The organism is Exiguobacterium sp. SL-9, from assembly GCF_004336985.1.
GTDB lineage: Bacteria > Bacillota > Bacilli > Exiguobacteriales > Exiguobacteriaceae > Exiguobacterium.
Map to the genome: position 1 here is coordinate 236,992 of NZ_SJUO01000002.1, position 17,948 is coordinate 254,939.

The 17,948-nt window shown below is 52.2% G+C and carries 17 protein-coding genes; 1 reads left to right on the top strand and 16 read right to left on the bottom strand.

What is annotated here, in order from left to right:
• Positions 1–3 precede the first annotated feature (3 nt).
• The 10 genes from floA to EVJ34_RS05775 form a co-directional block, all read right to left on the bottom strand.
• A complete protein-coding gene (gene floA, locus EVJ34_RS05730) occupies positions 4–984 on the bottom strand; it encodes a flotillin-like protein FloA (protein ID WP_131437457.1) in 981 nt (326 codons plus the stop codon).
• Entirely contained in the window at positions 981–1,493 is a 513-nt protein-coding gene (locus EVJ34_RS05735) for an NfeD family protein (RefSeq protein ID WP_131437454.1), read from the bottom strand. The genes floA and EVJ34_RS05735 overlap by 4 nt, the downstream gene beginning before the upstream one ends.
• A 136-nt stretch (positions 1,494–1,629) precedes the next feature.
• Entirely contained in the window at positions 1,630–2,079 is a 450-nt protein-coding gene (locus EVJ34_RS05740; protein WP_021065683.1) for a GatB/YqeY domain-containing protein, read from the bottom strand.
• Positions 2,080–2,112: 33 nt separating this feature from the next.
• Complete coding sequence (rpsU, locus tag EVJ34_RS05745; protein ID WP_029334745.1) at positions 2,113–2,307, bottom strand: 30S ribosomal protein S21; 195 nt, start codon at positions 2,305–2,307, stop codon at positions 2,113–2,115.
• Between the two features lie 77 nt (positions 2,308–2,384).
• Positions 2,385–3,050, bottom strand: a complete 666-nt coding sequence (deoC, locus tag EVJ34_RS05750; RefSeq protein WP_021065682.1) for a deoxyribose-phosphate aldolase — start codon at positions 3,048–3,050, stop codon at positions 2,385–2,387.
• A gap of 91 nt (positions 3,051–3,141) precedes the next feature.
• Complete coding sequence (rarD, locus tag EVJ34_RS05755) at positions 3,142–4,020, bottom strand: EamA family transporter RarD (RefSeq protein WP_131484937.1); 879 nt, start codon at positions 4,018–4,020, stop codon at positions 3,142–3,144.
• A 133-nt stretch (positions 4,021–4,153) separates the two neighbouring features.
• Positions 4,154–5,311 carry a bifunctional cystathionine gamma-lyase/homocysteine desulfhydrase gene (locus EVJ34_RS05760; RefSeq protein ID WP_131484938.1) on the bottom strand — a complete coding sequence of 386 codons (1,158 nt, stop codon included), beginning with the start codon at positions 5,309–5,311 and terminating at the stop codon, positions 4,154–4,156.
• Positions 5,277–6,215: a PLP-dependent cysteine synthase family protein gene (locus EVJ34_RS05765; protein WP_131484939.1), complete on the bottom strand. Its 939-nt coding sequence runs from the start codon at positions 6,213–6,215 to the stop codon at positions 5,277–5,279. Before EVJ34_RS05765 ends, EVJ34_RS05760 begins: the two co-directional genes overlap by 35 nt.
• Positions 6,216–6,683: an S-ribosylhomocysteine lyase gene (locus tag EVJ34_RS05770; protein ID WP_021065678.1), complete on the bottom strand. Its 468-nt coding sequence runs from the start codon at positions 6,681–6,683 to the stop codon at positions 6,216–6,218.
• Positions 6,680–7,324, bottom strand: coding sequence for a class I SAM-dependent methyltransferase (locus EVJ34_RS05775; protein ID WP_131484940.1), 645 nt, complete (start codon positions 7,322–7,324; stop codon positions 6,680–6,682). The genes EVJ34_RS05770 and EVJ34_RS05775 overlap by 4 nt, the downstream gene beginning before the upstream one ends.
• A gap of 328 nt (positions 7,325–7,652) precedes the next feature.
• On the opposite strand from EVJ34_RS05775, the gene EVJ34_RS05780 reads away from it, so the two are divergent.
• Positions 7,653–11,312 (top strand): S8 family serine peptidase, encoded by a 3,660-nt coding sequence (locus tag EVJ34_RS05780; protein WP_131484941.1) that lies wholly within the window; start codon positions 7,653–7,655, stop codon positions 11,310–11,312.
• 88 nt (positions 11,313–11,400) lie between these two features.
• On the opposite strand, the gene EVJ34_RS05785 is transcribed toward EVJ34_RS05780, so the two are convergent.
• The 6 genes from EVJ34_RS05785 to hrcA all read right to left on the bottom strand — a co-directional run bounded on the left by EVJ34_RS05785 (position 11,401) and on the right by hrcA (position 17,789).
• The gene (locus tag EVJ34_RS05785; protein ID WP_131484942.1) at positions 11,401–12,147 is read right to left on the bottom strand and encodes a 16S rRNA (uracil(1498)-N(3))-methyltransferase; all 747 of its coding nucleotides are present in this window, start codon (positions 12,145–12,147) and stop codon (positions 11,401–11,403) included.
• A gap of 3 nt (positions 12,148–12,150) precedes the next feature.
• On the bottom strand, positions 12,151–13,089 hold the full coding sequence (prmA, locus tag EVJ34_RS05790) for a 50S ribosomal protein L11 methyltransferase (RefSeq protein WP_131437440.1): 939 nt from the start codon (positions 13,087–13,089) through the stop codon (positions 12,151–12,153).
• Positions 13,090–13,107: 18 nt separating this feature from the next.
• Positions 13,108–14,214: a molecular chaperone DnaJ gene (gene dnaJ, locus EVJ34_RS05795; RefSeq protein ID WP_131437438.1), complete on the bottom strand. Its 1,107-nt coding sequence runs from the start codon at positions 14,212–14,214 to the stop codon at positions 13,108–13,110.
• Between the two features lie 109 nt (positions 14,215–14,323).
• On the bottom strand, positions 14,324–16,147 hold the full coding sequence (gene dnaK, locus EVJ34_RS05800; protein WP_131437436.1) for a molecular chaperone DnaK: 1,824 nt from the start codon (positions 16,145–16,147) through the stop codon (positions 14,324–14,326).
• A gap of 29 nt (positions 16,148–16,176) precedes the next feature.
• Positions 16,177–16,749: a nucleotide exchange factor GrpE gene (grpE, locus tag EVJ34_RS05805; protein WP_131437434.1), complete on the bottom strand. Its 573-nt coding sequence runs from the start codon at positions 16,747–16,749 to the stop codon at positions 16,177–16,179.
• Positions 16,750–16,766: 17 nt separating this feature from the next.
• Positions 16,767–17,789 (bottom strand): heat-inducible transcriptional repressor HrcA, encoded by a 1,023-nt coding sequence (gene hrcA / locus EVJ34_RS05810; RefSeq protein WP_131437432.1) that lies wholly within the window; start codon positions 17,787–17,789, stop codon positions 16,767–16,769.
• Between the last annotated feature and the right edge of the window lie 159 nt (positions 17,790–17,948).

The following is a 17,948-nucleotide window of genomic DNA, read 5'->3' on the forward strand; positions in this document are numbered from 1 at the left end:
CGGTCACTCTTTGTCAGATTCGACTGGGTGACCGATCGCTTTGCGCATTTCTGTATCGGCTTGGACGTTCAAGTAGTTGACGTAGTCCATGACCCCGAGCTTACCGTGTCGAAGGGCATCGGCCATCGCGAGCGGGACTTCCGCCTCGGCCGCGACAACTTTCGCGCGCATCTCTTCGACCGATGATTTCATCTCTTGCTCACGGGCAATCGCCATCGCGCGGCGTTCTTCCGCTTTCGCTTGTGCGATTTTCTTATCAGCCTCGGCTTGGTCGGTCTGAAGGACCGCCCCGATGTTTTTACCGATATCGATGTCTGCGATATCGATCGAGAGAATCTCGAACGCCGTTCCTGAATCGAGACCTTTCGTCAATACGGTACGTGAAATCATATCCGGGTTCTCCAAGACGTGCTTATGGTTGTGCTGCGAACCGATCGTCGAGACGACCCCTTCACCGACACGGGCGATAATCGTCTCTTCCCCAGCACCCCCGACGAGGCGGTCGATGTTGGCACGGACCGTGATCCGGGCTTTCGCTTTCACTTCAATCCCGTCCATGGCCACACCTGCGATGAACGGTGTTTCGATAACTTTCGGGTTGACGGACATTTGCACAGCCTCTAACACGTTACGGCCCGCGAGATCAATCGCTGCAGCCCGTTCGAATGACAACTCGATATCTGCACGATGCGCCGCAATCAAGGCGTTGACGACACGGTCGACATTACCGCCGGCCAAAAAGTGACTTTCGAGTTGGTTCGTGTTCAAGCCGATGCCGGCTTTGACCGCTTTGATGAGCGGGTTCACGATTTTAGACGGGACGACGCGACGGAGTCGCATCCCGACCAATGTGAAAATCGAGACGTGGACGCCAGCTGCGAACGAGCTGATCCACAGCCCGACCGGTACGAATGTGAAGAATACGGCGAGTGCAATCAATCCTCCACCCGAGATGAGTAACGTGGTCAATAGTTCTGGTGTCATTCTGTTACATCCTCCTTCGGCTCTATAAAGCTACGGACGACAACGCGCCCCGAATCGACTTTATACACCTGAATTTTCGTTTGTGAATCGAGATAGCTACCTTCTGTCACGACATCAATCCGTTCTCCATCAATCTCAGCGGTACCCGCTGGGCGAAGCGGCGTCAACGTGACCCCGACTTTCCCGAGTAACTGTTTGCGGTCATCGTGAGACAAATACCCTTTGTCTGTGGACGTCGAATCGGTCAAAATCAACCCTTTATACATGAGCGAACGATTGGACTGTAGGCGACGATATGCCCAAAATCCGAGTCCAGCGACGATGGCCGTAGCTAAGCCGAGTGACAACCATAGTTGCCCGATCGTGGCACCCGCCATGATTAAGCTGGCGACGACCGCCCCAATCCCTAGCACGCCGAACAATCCGAAACCGGCAACGAACACTTCAATTCCTAGAAGGACGATCCCGACAAAAAATACTGTCAGAATCACTCCGAGACCAAATGTCATCGTATTGCAACCCCCTTCCGAGTTCACAAGCTACCTCTTATCTCTAGTGTATACGAAACAAGTTTGCTTGTGGTTTCAGAATACGCAAAAAAAGACAGAAACTTTTGGTTTGACCCAAAAGCTCCTGTCTCTTTCATTAATTCGTCAATTGTTGTTTGACAATGCGGTTCACAAGACCACCGTCTGCCTTGCCTTTAACTTGAGGCATGACGACGCCCATCACCTTACCCATATCTGACGGGCCTGTGGCATTCGTTTGAGCAATAGCTGCTTTCACGATCGCCGTGACTTCATCTTCAGAAAGTTGTTCAGGCATATAGGCCTCTAGTACGACAATCTCGTCAGCTACTTTAGATGCAAGGTCTTCACGACCAGCGCTTTCGAATTCTCGGAGGGAGTCTCTGCGCTGTTTCATCTCTCGGTTGAGCACCGTGAGTTCCTCTTCCTCAGTAAGATCTTGTCGACCAAATTTGATGGCCTCATTTTGGAGCGACGCTTTGACCATTCGGATCGTCGTGAGACGATCTTTCTGTTTTGCGCGCATGGCTTGCTTCATGTCGTCCGTCAAGCGTTCTTGAAGACTCATGAGCTAACACCCTCTCTACAAATGAAACTGAAATTAGAATTTCTTACGCTTACGCGCAGCTTCTGATTTCAATTTGCGTTTTACGCTTGGCTTTTCGTAGTGACGACGTTTGCGAACTTCGGCAAGAGTGCCATCTTTCGAAACACCGCGTTTGAAACGACGAAGAGCGTCTTCAAGCGATTCGTTTTTACGGACACGAGTTTCCACTAGTTTTCCCTCCCTCCGAATTACACGACTAAGGAAACGTGTTTCACACGTCATAACATATTATAGTGAAAGTAAGTCGTGCGGTCAACTACTAGTTATTAATAGTCGCTATCTGAGCGTCCGCCAGTGACGATGGCGATTCCAGCTGATGCGCCGATGCGCGTCGCGCCGGCATCAATCATCGCTTGTGCGCCTTCGAAATCACGTACGCCACCTGAAGCTTTGACGCCAAGATCTGGTCCGACCGTCTCACGCATGAGGCGGATATCTTCTACTGTCGCGCCGCCTGTTGAGAAGCCCGTCGACGTTTTCACGAAGTCTGCGCCTGCTTTGACTGAAAGCTCAGCCGCTTTTTTGATTTCTTCTTTTGTGAGCAGGCATGTCTCAAAGATGACTTTGACGAGTGTCCCGTTTGCCGCTTCGACGACAGCGCGGATGTCGCGTTCGACGAGGTCGAAGTCGCCGTCTTTCATGGCGCCGATGTTGATCACCATATCGATTTCGCCTGCACCGTTCGCAATCGCGTCTTTTGTTTCAAACGCCTTTACTTCTGGCGTGTTGGCTCCGAGCGGGAAGCCGATGACCGTACATACTTTGACGTCGTCATCTGATTTGAGTTGTTCCGCCGCGTATTTCACCCAAGTCGGGTTGACACAGACGCTTGCGAATTTATACTCGAGCGCCTCGGCACAAAGTTTTGTAACTTGGTCTTTTGTTGTTTCTGCTTTTAAAGCTGTGTGGTCGATATAGCGTGCTAATTCCATCTTAAAATTCCTCCTTTGATGTATCGGTCTGACATATAGGTCTGACATCTAACATATTATCATGTTTTTTTGAAATGTAACAGCTTTCACTTTAGGCGAGTTGACGCCGTTTTCGTGTCTGGATCCAACTATTCCAACTAAAGAAGAAAATGGCAACCCATATACACGTGAACGCAAAGATGTGATAGCCCGTGAACGGTTCGTTATACAAAACGACCCCGATTGCGAGACTGAGTGTCGGTGCAATGAACTGAAGAAACCCGACGAGCGTGAACGGGATGTGTTGTGCCCCGTATCCAAATAGGAGAAGCGGTAACGCTGTCATCACACCCGTCCCGACCAACGCGACCCAGATGACCGGCTCGGTCGTCATCGTCAATCCGCCTTGCGCCGTCTGCCAGCCCAAGAATAGGATAGCGACCGGCACGACCGCGAGCGTCTCGATGCCGAGGCTGACCGTCGAGGCGAGCGGACGGCGCTTTTTGACCATCCCATAAAATCCAAACGTACTAGCCAAGATGAACGCGATCCACGGGAACGATCCGTACCCGAACGTCAAAACGAGCACGCCAATCGCCGCCACGGTCACCGCGAGCCATTGTACTCGATTTAATGATTCCCGAAAAACAAGCACACCTAACACCATGCTCACGAGTGGGTTGATGTAATAACCGAGTGACGCTTCGATGATATAGCCGTGATTGACCGCCCATATGTACACGAACCAGTTGGCACTGACGATGAAGCCGTTCAACATAAAAGCGTTCCGTGTCGCCCGGTGCCGAAGCGCATAGTTGAACTCGGTCCACTGTTTCGTCCATTTCAAAACAAGTAAGATGAAGAAGAACGACCAGACGATCCGATGGGCCAAGATTTGCCCGCTCGGTATTTCCTGCAAAAACTTCCAATAAATCGGTAGGACGCCCCACATGACGTAGGCTCCGACCGTCGGCATGACACCTTTGTTCACTCCGTTCACCCGCTCTCGTAATCAATTATCGTCAGTGTAGTCGATGCGATTCGCACATTCAAGCGAATTCTTTCACCTCAAACACGACAAAAAGAGGTGCGCTCACGGAGCACACCTCTAAAGAATAGAAATCTTAGTTCGGAATCGCCGCAACAGTAGCGAGCGCATGTTCCAAATCTTCAATCAAATCCTGTACATCTTCGAGGCCGACCGAGATACGGACGAGCCCGTCCGTGATGCCGAGCTCAAGACGACGTTCAGCCGGGATTGACGCATGGGTCATTCGAGCTGGGACACTAATCAAGCTCTCCACCGCACCGAGACTTTCGGCGAGCGTGAAGAACTTCGTCTTCGCGACGACGAGTTCGGCTGCCTCTGCTGAACCGACATCAAAGGCGATCATTCCGCCGAAACCGCGCGCCTGCGACAAGTGGACCCGCTTCGCTTCTTCGCTGCCGACACTCGGATGCAGGACACGGCTGACGGCTTCGTGCTTCGTCAAGTAGTCGACGAGCGCGAGCGCATTTGACTCGATCTCTTCCATACGGACCGCGAGCGTCTTGATCCCACGGACGACAAGGAAACTGTCTTGTGGTCCAAGGACCGCGCCGACAGAGTTTTGAAGGAACGCCAAACGCTCCCCAAGCTCTTCCGTGCGCGCGACGACGAGACCGGCGACGACATCGCTATGACCGCCAAGATATTTCGTGGCGCTATGCAGTACATAATCCGCTCCCAATTCAATCGGGTTTTGGAAATAAGGTGTCATAAACGTGTTGTCGACGACGAACAGGACGTTCGCTTCATCGGCGATAGCGCGGATGAGACGCATGTCTGTGACGTTCAAGAGCGGGTTCGTCGGTGTCTCGACGTAAATCATTTTTGTGTTCGGTTGGAGCGCTTCACGGACCGCTTGCGCATCGGCCGTATCGACAAAAGATGCCTCCAAGCCAAGTGATTGAAATACTCGATTGAATACACGGTACGTTCCTCCATATACATCAGAACCGACGATGACGTGGTCCCCTGATTTCATTAACATCAAGATCGTTGAGATGGCTGCCATTCCAGAGCCGAACGCAAATCCGCGAGCACCGCCCTCGATATCGGCAATCAGTGTTTCGAGTGCCGTACGAGTAGGGTTCGCCGTCCGCGAATATTCATACCCTTCCCGGAGATTACCGATTCCGTCTTGCTTGTACGTGCTCGTCTGATAAATCGGTGGCGTGACGGCTCCCGTTAACGGATCCGTCGTTTTACCGCCATGAATGAGTGCTGTTTTTGTACGCATATTCTGCCTCCTTGACTATTCCTTGACTTAAATACCGTTCGACGCTGTCCGGTAAAATCGTGACGATGACACCTTCCGTCATCTTCGCCGCTTCTTGAACACATGCCGCGATGGCCGCTCCGGATGAACTTCCGACGAGCAAGCCTTCTTGTTTAGCGAGATGGGCGACATAATAGAACGCCTCTTCGTCCGTAATCGTATAGATTCCGTCGACGAGGTCGTGCGGCAAGAATGTCGGCCACGCCTCGACCCCAATTCCTTCTGTCTTATGGGGACCAGGAGCTCCCCCGTTTAAAATCGATCCTTCCGGCTCGACGACGATCGTCTTCGTCCCGTTCGGCCGCAATTTGCTCGCGACACCCGTGAACGTGCCGCCTGATCCAGCCCCGGCGACGAACACATCGATGTGGGGAAGGTCGGCTTGAAGCTCAAGAGCGAGCGTGTCGACGTACGCGTCAGGGTTGTCCGGGTTCGAGAACTGTTCCGGCACATAGGCGTCATGTTCGATGGCGAGTTCTTTCGCCCGTGCGATGGCGCCTTTCATCCCGAGTTCGGTCGGCGTGTTGACGACGGTCGCCCCGAGAAGCGCCATAAGCGCTTGCTTCTCTTGACTGAACTTCTCCGGGGTGACGGTCATCAAATTGATGCCATGACGTTGACAGGCGAGTGCGAGCCCGATTCCCGTATTCCCGGCCGTCGGTTCGACGACCGTTCCGCCTGGTTCGAGTTGTCCGCGTTCAAGCGCCCGTTCAATCAACTGCAAACCGAGACGATCTTTGACGCTACCGCCCGGATTCATCATCTCGAGCTTGCCGTATACTTTGACGCCCGCAGGTACAGGCAACGTCCGTAACTCAAGCAGAGGCGTCTCACCAATCAATTCATAGACGCTTTGGACAATCATTTACGCTTCGTCCTTGAAGATGATGTGCCATTCGTCGCGCTTGGCAAGCATATCGGCCGCAAGCTTCTTCGCGCCCTCGAAATCATGATGGTTCGCGCTTCCGCACTGAATCGGGTTTTGTGCCGGCAATTCCGTCGCGTTTGCTGCGTCACGGAGTGTCGCTTCGACGAGGTCGAGCATCGCTTCGTAATCTCCATCGTTCAACATCGTCCAATAGAAGCCTGTCTGGCAACCCATCGGCGATACGTCGATGATTTGATTCGAGTGGCTGCGGCTGTTCTCGGCAATCAAGTGCTCGAGCGAATGGACGGCGCGCATCGGCATAAGCCCTTCGTTCGGTTGAATGAAGCGAATGTCATATTTATAAATCGTATCGGCTGTCCCTTTCTTCACTCCGGCTAAACGGACGTAAGGCGCTTGTACTTTTGTATGGTCTAAATTAAAGCTTTCGACTTTATAGCTTTTCATGATTGAGTTCCTCCTGATTGTTTTGTGGCCACGACGAGCCAGACGAATTTATTCTTTTGTGTAAGGGTAACGGTATAGCCGTTTGCTTCGAGCATCGCTTGAATCGTTTGAGTATATGGATAAAACTCTCGATTCAAATCCTCTAGTAAGTCGGTATAGCCGTTCGTTTCGGCCCAGTCCAAGATGTCCCGTTTCGCCGATTGCGAGGCGAACATCGTATCAAGCAAGACGAACCGCGGTGCGTCGAGACGTTCGACGTAACTTCGAATCGCCGTTCGTTTCTCATCATCCGTTAAATGGTGGAATGCATAGGACGACACAATCGTATCAATCGATTGATCCGTCGGATAGTTGAGGAAATCACCATCGACGATATCGAGCTGTAATTTCTCGGCTGCGATGGCCCGCATTTCTGGAGACGGTTCGACTGGAATCAATTCGTGACGCTCCAAAATTTTCGCACTCAAGTTTCCCGTTCCACTCCCGAACTCCATGACCCGGCCTTCTAACTGGTCGACGACCTCGCTGAGCATCGTCTCATATCCGGCGAACACTTCGCGATACTGTTCATCGTGTCCGGTCACAGTCGCGTCATAATCCGACGCCCATTCTTTAAATATGTCCATGAATTGTAATCCCATGCTGTCACCTCATCATTTTATTCCGACTATATCGATAAGTTTTATATGATTTATCTACTACAGACTGTATCAACTTCTAGCAAAAATCTCAAGTATATTGTTCGCTTCAATTACCTGATTTATTTTTTCGCCCTGCAAGATCGTAAAAATGAAAAAAGACCTATCCACCAATCTAGGCATATAGGTCCAAAGTAATTGTCAGAATCTTTTAATTTGTGCAAATTCATTACCCTTACGTTTAAAAAATAAAAGGTATTTCCATCGTTTATCCGCTATCATTTTCCACAAATGGATTTATTTTTTTAAAAAACGATTGGAGGATACTAAATTGCCACAACCAAAATTTTATTTGAACGTCTCCCTCGCGACTTGCCTCGCATTGACCCCTGGCTTGCTCGGCCTCAGTGCAGAACCGGTCTTGGCCAAGCCATCCGTCAAACAGAGCGTGAGCTCGACCGACAAGCATGAGAAATTACGTGTCGTCGTTGAACTCGTGGGTGCCCCGGCAATCGAGCAAGCGAAAAAGAAAGGTAAGAAGTTCAATGAGTTGACGAAGACCGAAAAAGACGGTGCTCAAAAACTCGTCAAGGCCGAACAGAAGAAAGCAAAAGCTGCCATCTCGAAAAAGGGAGTCAAGGCCGTGACGCTCGAAGAATTCACGACCGTCTTCAACGGTTTCAGTACGATGCTCACAGCGAACGATGTCAAAAAAGTCGAGGCGTTGCCTGAAGTCGCAAGTGTTCATGTCGTCAACGAATACGAACGTCCAGAAGTGAAACCCGACATGGTGACGAGTAATGGCATGGTTCAATCACAACAGACGTGGGGCGATTACGGTTTCACAGGTGAAGGAACAATCGTCGCTGTCATCGATACAGGTGTCGATGCCGATCACCGCGACTTCCGTCTCACAGATGACTCAAAAGCCGAATTATCTCAAACAGAAGTCGAGACGGCGGTCAGTACGTTCGGCATGCCTGGAGCTTACATAAATGAAAAAGTCCCATACGCGTATAACTATTATGATGAGAACGATGATATCCGTGACGATTCACCTGGTGCCTCGATGCACGGCATGCACGTATCGGGTACGGTCGCTGCCAACGGTGATGAAGCGGCCGGCGGTTTGAAAGGTGTCGCCCCTGAGGCGCAAGTGCTCGGCCTCAAAGTATTCAGTAACGATCCAAACTATGCTTCGACATATGGGGATATCTACATCAAAGCGATTGATGACGCCATTAAGCTCGATGCGGACGTCATCAACATGAGTCTCGGCTCAACGGCCGGATTTGTCGATGCCGACTCACCGGAACAACAAGCCGTCCAACGTGCCGTCGATAACGGTGTTTTCATGTCAATCTCGGCTGGAAACTCGGCTTACTTCGGGAACGGGTATGACCTTCCGTACGCCGATAACCCGGACACAGGCGTCGTCGGTGCCCCAAGTGTCAGCTCAGCGTCGACATCAGTCGCTTCACTTGAAAACGATCAAATCCAATTGGACGCGTTCTCCATCAAGTCAGGTGACGCTACGGACAAAATCGGTTGGAAAAAACAAGACGGTCCGGCCTTCACACAAGGTAACTATGACCTCGTTTACGTCGGCGACGGCCAACCGAGCCAATACGTCGGTAAAGACGTCAAAGGAAAAATCGTCCTCGCGGTCCGTGACGGCAGTTACTTCTACTCGAACATCCAGCAGACGGCCGAAGCGAATGGCGCGGCCGGTGTCATCATTCGCGGCGCCGTCGGGCACGGCGATTATGTGAGCATGGCGCTGTCGAACCCGAAAATCCCGATGGCCTCGCTCAGTATCAAAGACGGGAACACGTTGCAACAACGCCTCCTCGCTGGTGAACAGATGACGATCGGCTTTGCCGGCGATCGCCTCAGCGTCGTCAACGGCGCGGCCGGTCAACTTTCGAACTTCACATCGTGGGGCATGACGCCAAACCTCGACTTCAAGCCGGAAATCTCGGCACCAGGCGGTCAAATCTTCTCGACGTTGAACGATAACCAATACGGCTTGATGAGCGGTACATCGATGGCCGCCCCACACGTTGCCGGCGGAGCCGCCCTCGTCCTCGAGCGCGTTGACCGCGACTTCAATTTGACGGGCACAGCACGTGTCACGATGGCGAAAAACTTGCTCATCAACACGTCAAAAGCTGTCAAGGATATCGGACCGCTCAACAAACAGTTGAAACAGAACTTGCCGTACACGCCACGCCGCGGAGGCGCTGGTTTGATGCAATTGCATGCTGCCGTCTCGACACCGGCGATCGCGTACGAGAAGAAGACGAAAGAAGCGAAAGTCGCGCTCAAGGAATTGAACCGCAGCAAGGCGACGTTCACGCTTGTCGTCGAGAACTTGTCGGATAAAGCCGTGTCGTATAACGTGTCCTCGTCACTCCAGACCGACCTCGCCATCGAAAAGACGGCCGGCCTCGTCCAGAACGCGATGGAAGCACAAGCGCTTGAGAATGCCAAAGTGACGGTCAACGGCAAGAAAGTTCGTACGGTCAAAGTAAAACCGAACGCAAAAGTAGAGCTTAAAGTCGCCCTCGACGTCTCAAAAGCAAAAGTGCTCAATCCAAAAACGCTCGACGGCCTTGTGCCGGCGAAAGACGTCTTTGAGAACGGATACTTCGTCGACGGATTCGTCCGTTTGACGGACGTCAACGGTCCTGAGGGCAACCCGTCACTCGTCGTGCCGTTCGTCGGTTTCGAAGGAGACTGGGGCAAGGCGCCAATCTTCGATGCGTCCATCTATGAAGATGGCTCATTCTACGAAGTGGCAGGTATGGTCGATCAGACAGGGAATTATCTCGGTTCGAACCTCGACCAATCAGTCTCTGCCGATGCCATCGCCTTCTCACCAGACAAAGATGGCTCAAAAGATGTCGCCGTACCGGTGTTCTCGTTGCTCCGTAACGCCAAAGACGTCAAATACCGCATCGTCGACGAGTCGGGCAATGTCGTCCGGACGCTGTTCCAAGACGAAGAGCTCCGTAAAAACTACTTTGACGGCGGTGCCAACACCCCTTACTACTACTCGGCTGCTTACACATGGGATGGCCAGTTGAACGGCAAACCGGCCCCGGCCGGCAAGTACTTCTATGAGATTGAAGGAAGTATCGACTACATGAAGAAACAAGCCCAGACGCTACGTTTCCCGGTCAAAGTCGATTACACGGACCCGACGTTCACGACGAAATGGCAAGGGGACAGCTTGGCGGTCCAAGCGAAAGATGAATTCTCAGGAATCCATTCGGTCGAATATTTCTTGAACGGCAAATCCGTCGCCAAGCAAGCGGACGGCAAGGCCTACACATTCACAGGCGTCAGCGACGCCGATCAAGTCAGCGTTCGTGTCACAGACCACGCCGGTAACAGCACGACGAAGACGGTCGCTTACTCGACAGACGCGGATAAGCCGGGCGTGTTCGTGAACGCCCCACTCGCTTTGACGCCATACGCGACATCGGTCGTCCCGGTCGCTGGAACGATTCAAGACGCCTCGGCGATCCAATCGTTCCAAGTCGACGGTGTTGACGTGCCACTCACATGGGACGATGCGAAGAAAGAACACGTCTTCAACACGACGCGGACGTTCGCGGACGGTGTCCATAAGTTACGGTTTGTCGCCGAGGATGCGGCCGGAAACGTCGCCAACTTCCAACGTGCGATTTTCGTAGATACGACACCAGCCGTGATTGAACTCGGAAAACTACCGAAGAAGATCGGTAAAAAACAAACGTCGGTCGACGTCGCTGTGACGGTGAAAGACAACTTCGACGAAGTGAAGCTCGTCGTCAACGGTGATTTGAAATTCAGCCAAGCGCTGAAAGCACCGTATGAGATGCGTTCATTCGCAAAAACACAGACGGTCACGCTTCCTGTGACGTCAGGTGAGAACACGTTCACGTTCGAGGTGACTGACCTCGCCGGCAACGTGACGACGAAGACGATCACACTCGTCAAATAATGAACCCGACAGGCTCGCGCCCAAATCGCGAGCCTGTTTTTGCTAGATAAAAAAACGGCTCCCGCATCCGCGAGAGCCGTTTGATGTGTTAATTCAATTCGAGCGCATAGGATACGGCTGCGAGCGCATAGAGTGGAGCCGTCTCAGAACGCAAGATGCGTGGTCCGAACGCACAAGGCTTGGCCCCCCGTTCGGTCCACTCGTTCACTTCCTGATCATCAAAGCCGCCTTCTGGCCCGACGATGAGGAGTAATTTGGATCCGGGTTGAAGTGCTTGCAGTACGGTCGCAAACGCGGCCTTCTCCCCTTGTTTCGCTTCTTCCTCATACGCGATGACGACGGCATCGAACGCATCGATCCGGTCCGCCAGTTCCCGAGGTGTGATATGTTGACACATCGGAACGACGGCACGGTAAGACTGTTCAGCCGCTTCCTGCATGATTTTCTGGAGTCGTTCAATTTTTTTCAGTGCTTTTTTGGTGTCCCATTTGGCGACCGAACGCTTCGACTCGAACACCCAAAAGTGATGCATGCCGAGCTCGGTCCCTTTTTGGGCGACGAGTTCGACTTTATCCCCTTTCGGGAGCGCATAGGCGAGCGTCACGTCGATCGGCAGTTCGGTCGTCGCTTGACGACGTTCGAGAACACGAGCCGTCCCCGTCTTCTTCTCGAGCATCATGACCTCGGCCTCATATTCAAGACCGGTCCCGTCTAAGAGCACCATGCGATAACCTGGAGTCTCCCGGAGCACTGTCCCGATATGATGGACGACGTTGGCCGGTAACGTTACCGTGTCATTGACAAAAGATTCACGCGGTAAAAAGTAACGTTGCATGGCTTACCCTTTCTTCGCGATGATCGCGACCCAGTCTTCCATGACCCTTGTCTCTTCAATCGCGAACCCGGACGCCTTGAGCGCTTCCGTCACTTCGGCCCGCTTCTGTCCGATGATGCCCGACGTGATGAAGTACCCGCCTGGCTTGACGCGTGCGTAAGCGTCATCGATGAAGAGCATGATGACGTCGGCCAAAATGTTGGCGACGACGAGATCGTACTCACCCGTCATCCCTTTCAACAAATCTCCCGTCTTCACATCGACGACGTCCTGGACATCGTTCGTCTCGACGTTTTGACGTGCTGATTCGACGGCGACCGCATCTAAATCAAGCGCTTCGATGCGTTTTGCCCCAAGTTTCGCCGCAGCGATAGCGAGCACACCTGACCCGGTACCGACATCAATCAACCGGTCACCCGGCTGAATATAGTTCTCGATTGCTTGGATGCAGAGCATCGTCGTCGGATGCGTCCCTGTGCCGAACGCCATGCCCGGATCGAGCAAGATGACGTTCTCCTCAGGTTGCGGCTCATAATCTTCCCAGAGCGGGACAATCGTGAGATGTTGTGAGATTTTGACGGGCTTGTAGTACTGTTTCCACGAATGGGCCCAGTCCTCTTCATCCATCTCGACGACAGTCACGTCACCGGTGCCGATATCGAGCATATGACGCAACCCTTCCACTTCTTTTTTGAACGCGGCAAGGGTGTCTTGGAAATCACCAGACGCCGGGACGTACGCTTTCACGTAGACGCCTGACGTCGGATACGATTCACGTCCGGAAACGTCCCAAATCTCTCCGAAATGGTCTTCGGCCATCATCTGGTCGTAATCCTCAACATCCTCGATGACGACCCCTTGTGCCCCCACTTCATGTAATAAATTCGATACGGCTTCGACTGCCTGCTGTGTCGTGTGGACACAAATTTCAGACCATTTCATCGTTTGAACACGCTCCTTTTACTGGCTAAAAAACTTCTTCATCTTTTGGAACAGGCCGTGCTGTTCTTCGACGCCTGCTTCTCCGCTGATCTCCTCGAACTCACGGAGCAACTCTTTTTGACGGTCGGTCATGTTCGTCGGTGTCATGACGACGATATTGACGTACTGGTCGCCATTGCCGCCGCCGCGTACGCTCGGCATCCCTTTGCCGCGCAATCGGAATTTCGATCCGGTCTGTGTGCCGGCCGGTACTTTCAAGCTCACCTTGCCATGGACGGTCGGAACCTCTAGCTCGGCACCAAGTGCGGCTTGTGCGTACGTGACCGGCATCTCCATCGTGATGTGCTGGTCGACCCGCTCAAAGATCTCGTGGGCCCGGACGCGGACGACGATATATAGGTCTCCAGCTGGCCCGCCGTTATAACCTGGGCCGCCTTTGCCGGAGAGACGAATCTGTTGGCCGTTGTCAATCCCGGCTGGAATCTTGACTTCGACTTGCTTCTGTTTCTTGACGTGGCCAGAACCATGGCACGTCTCACATTTTTCTTTAATCGTCTTGCCGCTACCGTGACATTGGCTACATGTCCGTTGATTGACCATCCGCCCGAGAATCGTGTTCTGTTCGACCGTCTCGACACCACTGCCACCACAACGGCCGCACGTCTCTGGTTTCGTGCCTGGTTTGGCGCCGTTGCCCATGCACGTGTCACATTCGACTTCGATCTCGAGATCGATCGTTTCCGTCTTACCGGTCACGCTCTCCATGAAATCGAGATCGACGACGTATTGATAATCTTCACCGCGACGTGGGGCGTTCGGGTCTTGACGACGTCCGCCGCCACCGAAGAACATGTCAAAGATGTCACCGAAGCCTCCTTGGAAGTCGCCACCGCCACCGAACTGGCTGGCTCCTTCAAAACCGAAACGGTCATACTGGGCCCGTTTCTGCTCGTCTGACAGCACTTCATACGCTTCTCCGAGCTCTTTGAATTTATCGGCCGCATCCGGCTCTTGGTTAATGTCTGGGTGATATTGTCGTGCGAGCTTCCGATATGCCCGCTTGATATCTTGTGCCGAGGCCGATTTATCTAGGCCAAGCACTTCATAATAATCTCGTTTCGCCACGTTACTCTCTCCTCTACACTGTCTAAACTAAGATTCTACCGAATCTACCTTAACATGGAAAGAGCCAAAGCAGAAACCTGCTTTGGCGCTCTCCCATCTATCGGTTGCCTTATTTACGATCGTCGAGGTCTTCAAACTCCGCGTCGACGACATTGTCGTCTTTCGCTTCCGTCTGTGTCTCGGCACCTTCAGCACCTTGCTCTTCAGCCATGTTCGCATATACTTTTTGCGTCAATTCTTGAACGACGTTTGACAATTCGTCTTTCGCCGTACGGATTGCTTCGAGGTCTGTGCCTTCGAGTGCTGATTTGGCTTTTTCTTTCGCCGCTTCAGCACGCTCTTTGTCCGCCGCGTCGACTTTGTCGCCCAGGTCTTTGATCGCTTTATCTGTCGCGAAGACGAGCTGGTCCGTCTCGTTGCGGAGCTCGGCTTCTTCTTTACGCTGTTTGTCCGCTTCTGCGTTCGCTTCCGCTTCTTTTACCATGCGCTCGATTTCAGACTCATCGATACCTGAAGACGATTGGATCGTGATCGACTGCTCTTTGTTCGTGCCGAGGTCTTTCGCCGATACGTGAACGATACCGTTCGCATCGATATCGAACTTGACTTCGATTTGCGGCACACCGCGTGGTGCCGGCGGGATGTCCGTCAATTGGAAGCGGCCAAGCGTCTTGTTGTCCGGTGCCATTGGACGCTCCCCTTGGAGGACGTGAATGTCTACGGCTGGCTGGTTGTCAGCTGCTGTCGAGAAGACTTGTGATTTCGATGTCGGGATCGTCGTGTTGCGGTCGATCAACTTCGTCATCACACCGCCCATCGTCTCGATACCGAGTGAAAGCGGAGTCACGTCGAGGAGGACGACGTCTTTGACGTCACCAGCAAGGACGCCACCTTGGATGGCTGCACCGAGGGCAACAACTTCATCCGGGTTGACACCTTTAAACGGCTCTTTTTTCGTGAAGTCGTGAATCGCTTTTTGGACCGCAGGGATACGTGTCGAACCACCGACGAGAATGATTTTATCGAGGTCAGATGGTGTAAGACCAGAATCTTTCAAGGCGCGGCGTGTCGGCTCCATCGTGCGCTCGACAAGGTCGGCTGTCAATTCATCAAATTTTGCACGCGTGAGTGTCGTTTCAAGGTGAAGCGGACCAGCAGCTCCGGCCGTGATGAACGGAAGGCTGATGTGTGCGCTTGTCACGCCTGAAAGGTCTTTCTTCGCTTTTTCAGCTGCATCTTTTAGACGTTGGAGCGCCATCTTGTCTTGTCCGAGGTCGATGCCGTTCTCTTTTTTGAATTCAGATACGAGGTAGTCGATGACTTTTTGGTCAAAGTCGTCACCACCGAGACGGTTGTCCCCTGCAGTTGCCACAACTTCGAAGACACCATCGCCAAGTTCGAGGATCGACACGTCGAACGTACCGCCACCAAGGTCATAGATCAAGATGGTGTGGTCTTCACCTTTGTCAAGACCGTAAGCGAGTGCTGCCGCTGTCGGCTCGTTGATGATTCGTTTGACATCAAGTCCAGCGATTTTCCCTGCGTCTTTCGTCGCTTGACGCTCTGCGTCGTTAAAGTAAGCAGGAACGGTGATGACCGCTTCTGTCACTGACTCGCCGAGGTAGTCTTCCGCATCTTTTTTCAATTTCTGTAAGATGATCGCTGAAATCTCTTGTGGTGTGAATTTCTTGTCATCGACTTCTACAGTATGAGCCGTACCCATGTGACGTTTGATCGATTGGATTGTGTTCGGGTTTGTGATCGCTTGACGTTTCGCGACTTCACCAACTTGACGTTCTTCCCCTTTGAAGGCGACGACAGATGGTGTCGTACGGTTCCCTTCCGCGTTCGAGATGACGACCGCTTCGCCACCTTCCATCACTGCCACACATGAGTTCGTTGTACCTAAGTCAATTCCGATAATTTTACCCATTGTCTATTCCTCCATCTAATTAAGTAATGTTATTCTGAGACTTTTACCATGCTCGGACGAATGACACGTCCGTGCATCGTGTACCCTTTTTGAAGCTCCATCGTCACGATTCCCGATTCGAACTCATCACTCGGCTCTTGCATGACCGCTTGATGATAGTTCGGGTCGAACGGCTGTCCGACCGCTTCAATCACTTCGACATTCTCACCGTTCAAGACGTCGAGCAACTGACGGTGAATCATGTCAACGCCGGCTTGAATCTGTTTGGCGTCGTCCGAAGTCGCTTCGACTTGGAGCGCACGCTCAAAGTTATCGATGAGTGGAATCAATTTCTCGACGACCGTCTGTGAAGCGAATTTCACGCGTTTCGCGTTCTCTTCGTTCGTGCGGCGTCGGAAGTTGTCAAAATCCGCACGGATGCGAAGCTCGCTCGCTTTGAGCGCGTCGATTTCTTTTTGTAAATCCGTCCCCTCAGAAGTTTCTTCCACAAACTCAACATTTGAAACCTCTTCAGCTTCGACAGTCTCCGTCTGTTTCGGATCAAAATCTTTTTCTTCGAGCACTTCTTCTGGCTCTGGCCCATTTTGTTTGTCAGTTGTCATAATGAGGCTCCTTTCCATCACTCTTCTAATTTCGTTCGCCTGAGCGCCTCAATGATTTGTCCCATCATCTGAACCCCGTGTCGATAATCCATCCGGGTCGGTCCGATCATCGCAATCGTGCCGAACGTCTGACCGTCGAGTGTATAATCGGACGTGATGACGCTACAATTTTGAAGCGCGACGATGCCATTCTCGCTTCCAATGCTCACATAAATCTCGCGGTTTGGCAACGATTCGAGCCAGTCGGTCAACCGCTCCTGTTCATCAATCCATTCAAGGAACGGACGCAGCGTATCAAGCGTCTGAAACTCAGGTTGGTTGAAGATATTCTTCTTCCCGCCTAGGTAAAGCGAAGCAGGATGTTGGACGCCGACGGTCGATTGAATGAGTTGCATCATGAACTCAAATTGTTCCTGATGCGCGAGTCGAAGGTTGGATACTTCTTCTCCGATCCGGAACTTCAGCTGACCGAGTGGAGTTCCTTTCAGACGGTCATTCAAGAAGCGGATCGTCTGTTCGACCAGGTCCGGCGCCATCGGGGATTCGAACACGACCGTCCGATGTTCGACATGGCCTTGATCGGTCACGATCAAGACGACACCTCGCCGTTCGTCAAGCGGCATCAAATCGATCCGGGCCAGTCGATTCATTTGACTGTTCGGACCGAGTGCCACCGTCGTATAATTGGTCAAATCAGAGAGTAGGTCAGCGGCTTGACGGATGAGCACTTCCGACTCTTGAGCCGAGGCACGCAGTCGTTCGCCGAGGTGATACGTCTCCCGCTCGTCGATGATTTTCGTCTCGACGAGGTGGTCGACATAATAACGATAGCCGATTTCAGACGGGATTCGTCCGGCCGACGTATGCGGCTTCTCAATCAAACCCAAATCTTCTAAATCGGCCATATCGTTTCGAATCGTCGCCGAACTGAATGACAAGTCATCCCGTTTCGATAACGTTCGAGAACCGACGGGTTGGGCCGTTTGGATATAATCATCAATGATCGCTCGTAAAATGAGCAATTGTCTCTCTGTCAGCACAACATCACTCCTCTCTGAAGGATTGGCCTCGCTTTATTAGCACTCATATTTACTGAGTGCTAATCACACTTCAAATATTATCATGTTCTCCATATTTGTCAATTCATTCGCATCATTTTTTCCAGTCACATAGAGCCTTCCAGTATGCATGTTTCTTCA

What these genes read in the sequence shown, in the direction of transcription:
- floA (WP_131437457.1), bottom strand. Translation starts at nt 984, where the DNA reads ATGACACCAGAACTATTGACCACGTTACTCATCTCGGGTGGAGGATTG.
- EVJ34_RS05735 (WP_131437454.1), bottom strand. Translation starts at nt 1,493, where the DNA reads ATGACATTTGGTCTCGGAGTGATTCTGACAGTATTTTTTGTCGGGATC.
- EVJ34_RS05740 (WP_021065683.1), bottom strand. Translation starts at nt 2,079, where the DNA reads ATGAGTCTTCAAGAACGCTTGACGGACGACATGAAGCAAGCCATGCGC.
- deoC (WP_021065682.1), bottom strand. Translation starts at nt 3,050, where the DNA reads ATGGAATTAGCACGCTATATCGACCACACAGCTTTAAAAGCAGAAACA.
- EVJ34_RS05760 (WP_131484938.1), bottom strand. Translation starts at nt 5,311, where the DNA reads ATGCGTACAAAAACAGCACTCATTCATGGCGGTAAAACGACGGATCCG.
- EVJ34_RS05765 (WP_131484939.1), bottom strand. Translation starts at nt 6,215, where the DNA reads ATGATTGTCCAAAGCGTCTATGAATTGATTGGTGAGACGCCTCTGCTT.
- EVJ34_RS05770 (WP_021065678.1), bottom strand. Translation starts at nt 6,683, where the DNA reads ATGAAAAGCTATAAAGTCGAAAGCTTTAATTTAGACCATACAAAAGTA.
- EVJ34_RS05775 (WP_131484940.1), bottom strand. Translation starts at nt 7,324, where the DNA reads ATGGGATTACAATTCATGGACATATTTAAAGAATGGGCGTCGGATTAT.
- EVJ34_RS05785 (WP_131484942.1), bottom strand. Translation starts at nt 12,147, where the DNA reads ATGCAACGTTACTTTTTACCGCGTGAATCTTTTGTCAATGACACGGTA.
- prmA (WP_131437440.1), bottom strand. Translation starts at nt 13,089, where the DNA reads ATGAAATGGTCTGAAATTTGTGTCCACACGACACAGCAGGCAGTCGAA.
- dnaK (WP_131437436.1), bottom strand. Translation starts at nt 16,147, where the DNA reads ATGGGTAAAATTATCGGAATTGACTTAGGTACAACGAACTCATGTGTG.
- grpE (WP_131437434.1), bottom strand. Translation starts at nt 16,749, where the DNA reads ATGACAACTGACAAACAAAATGGGCCAGAGCCAGAAGAAGTGCTCGAA.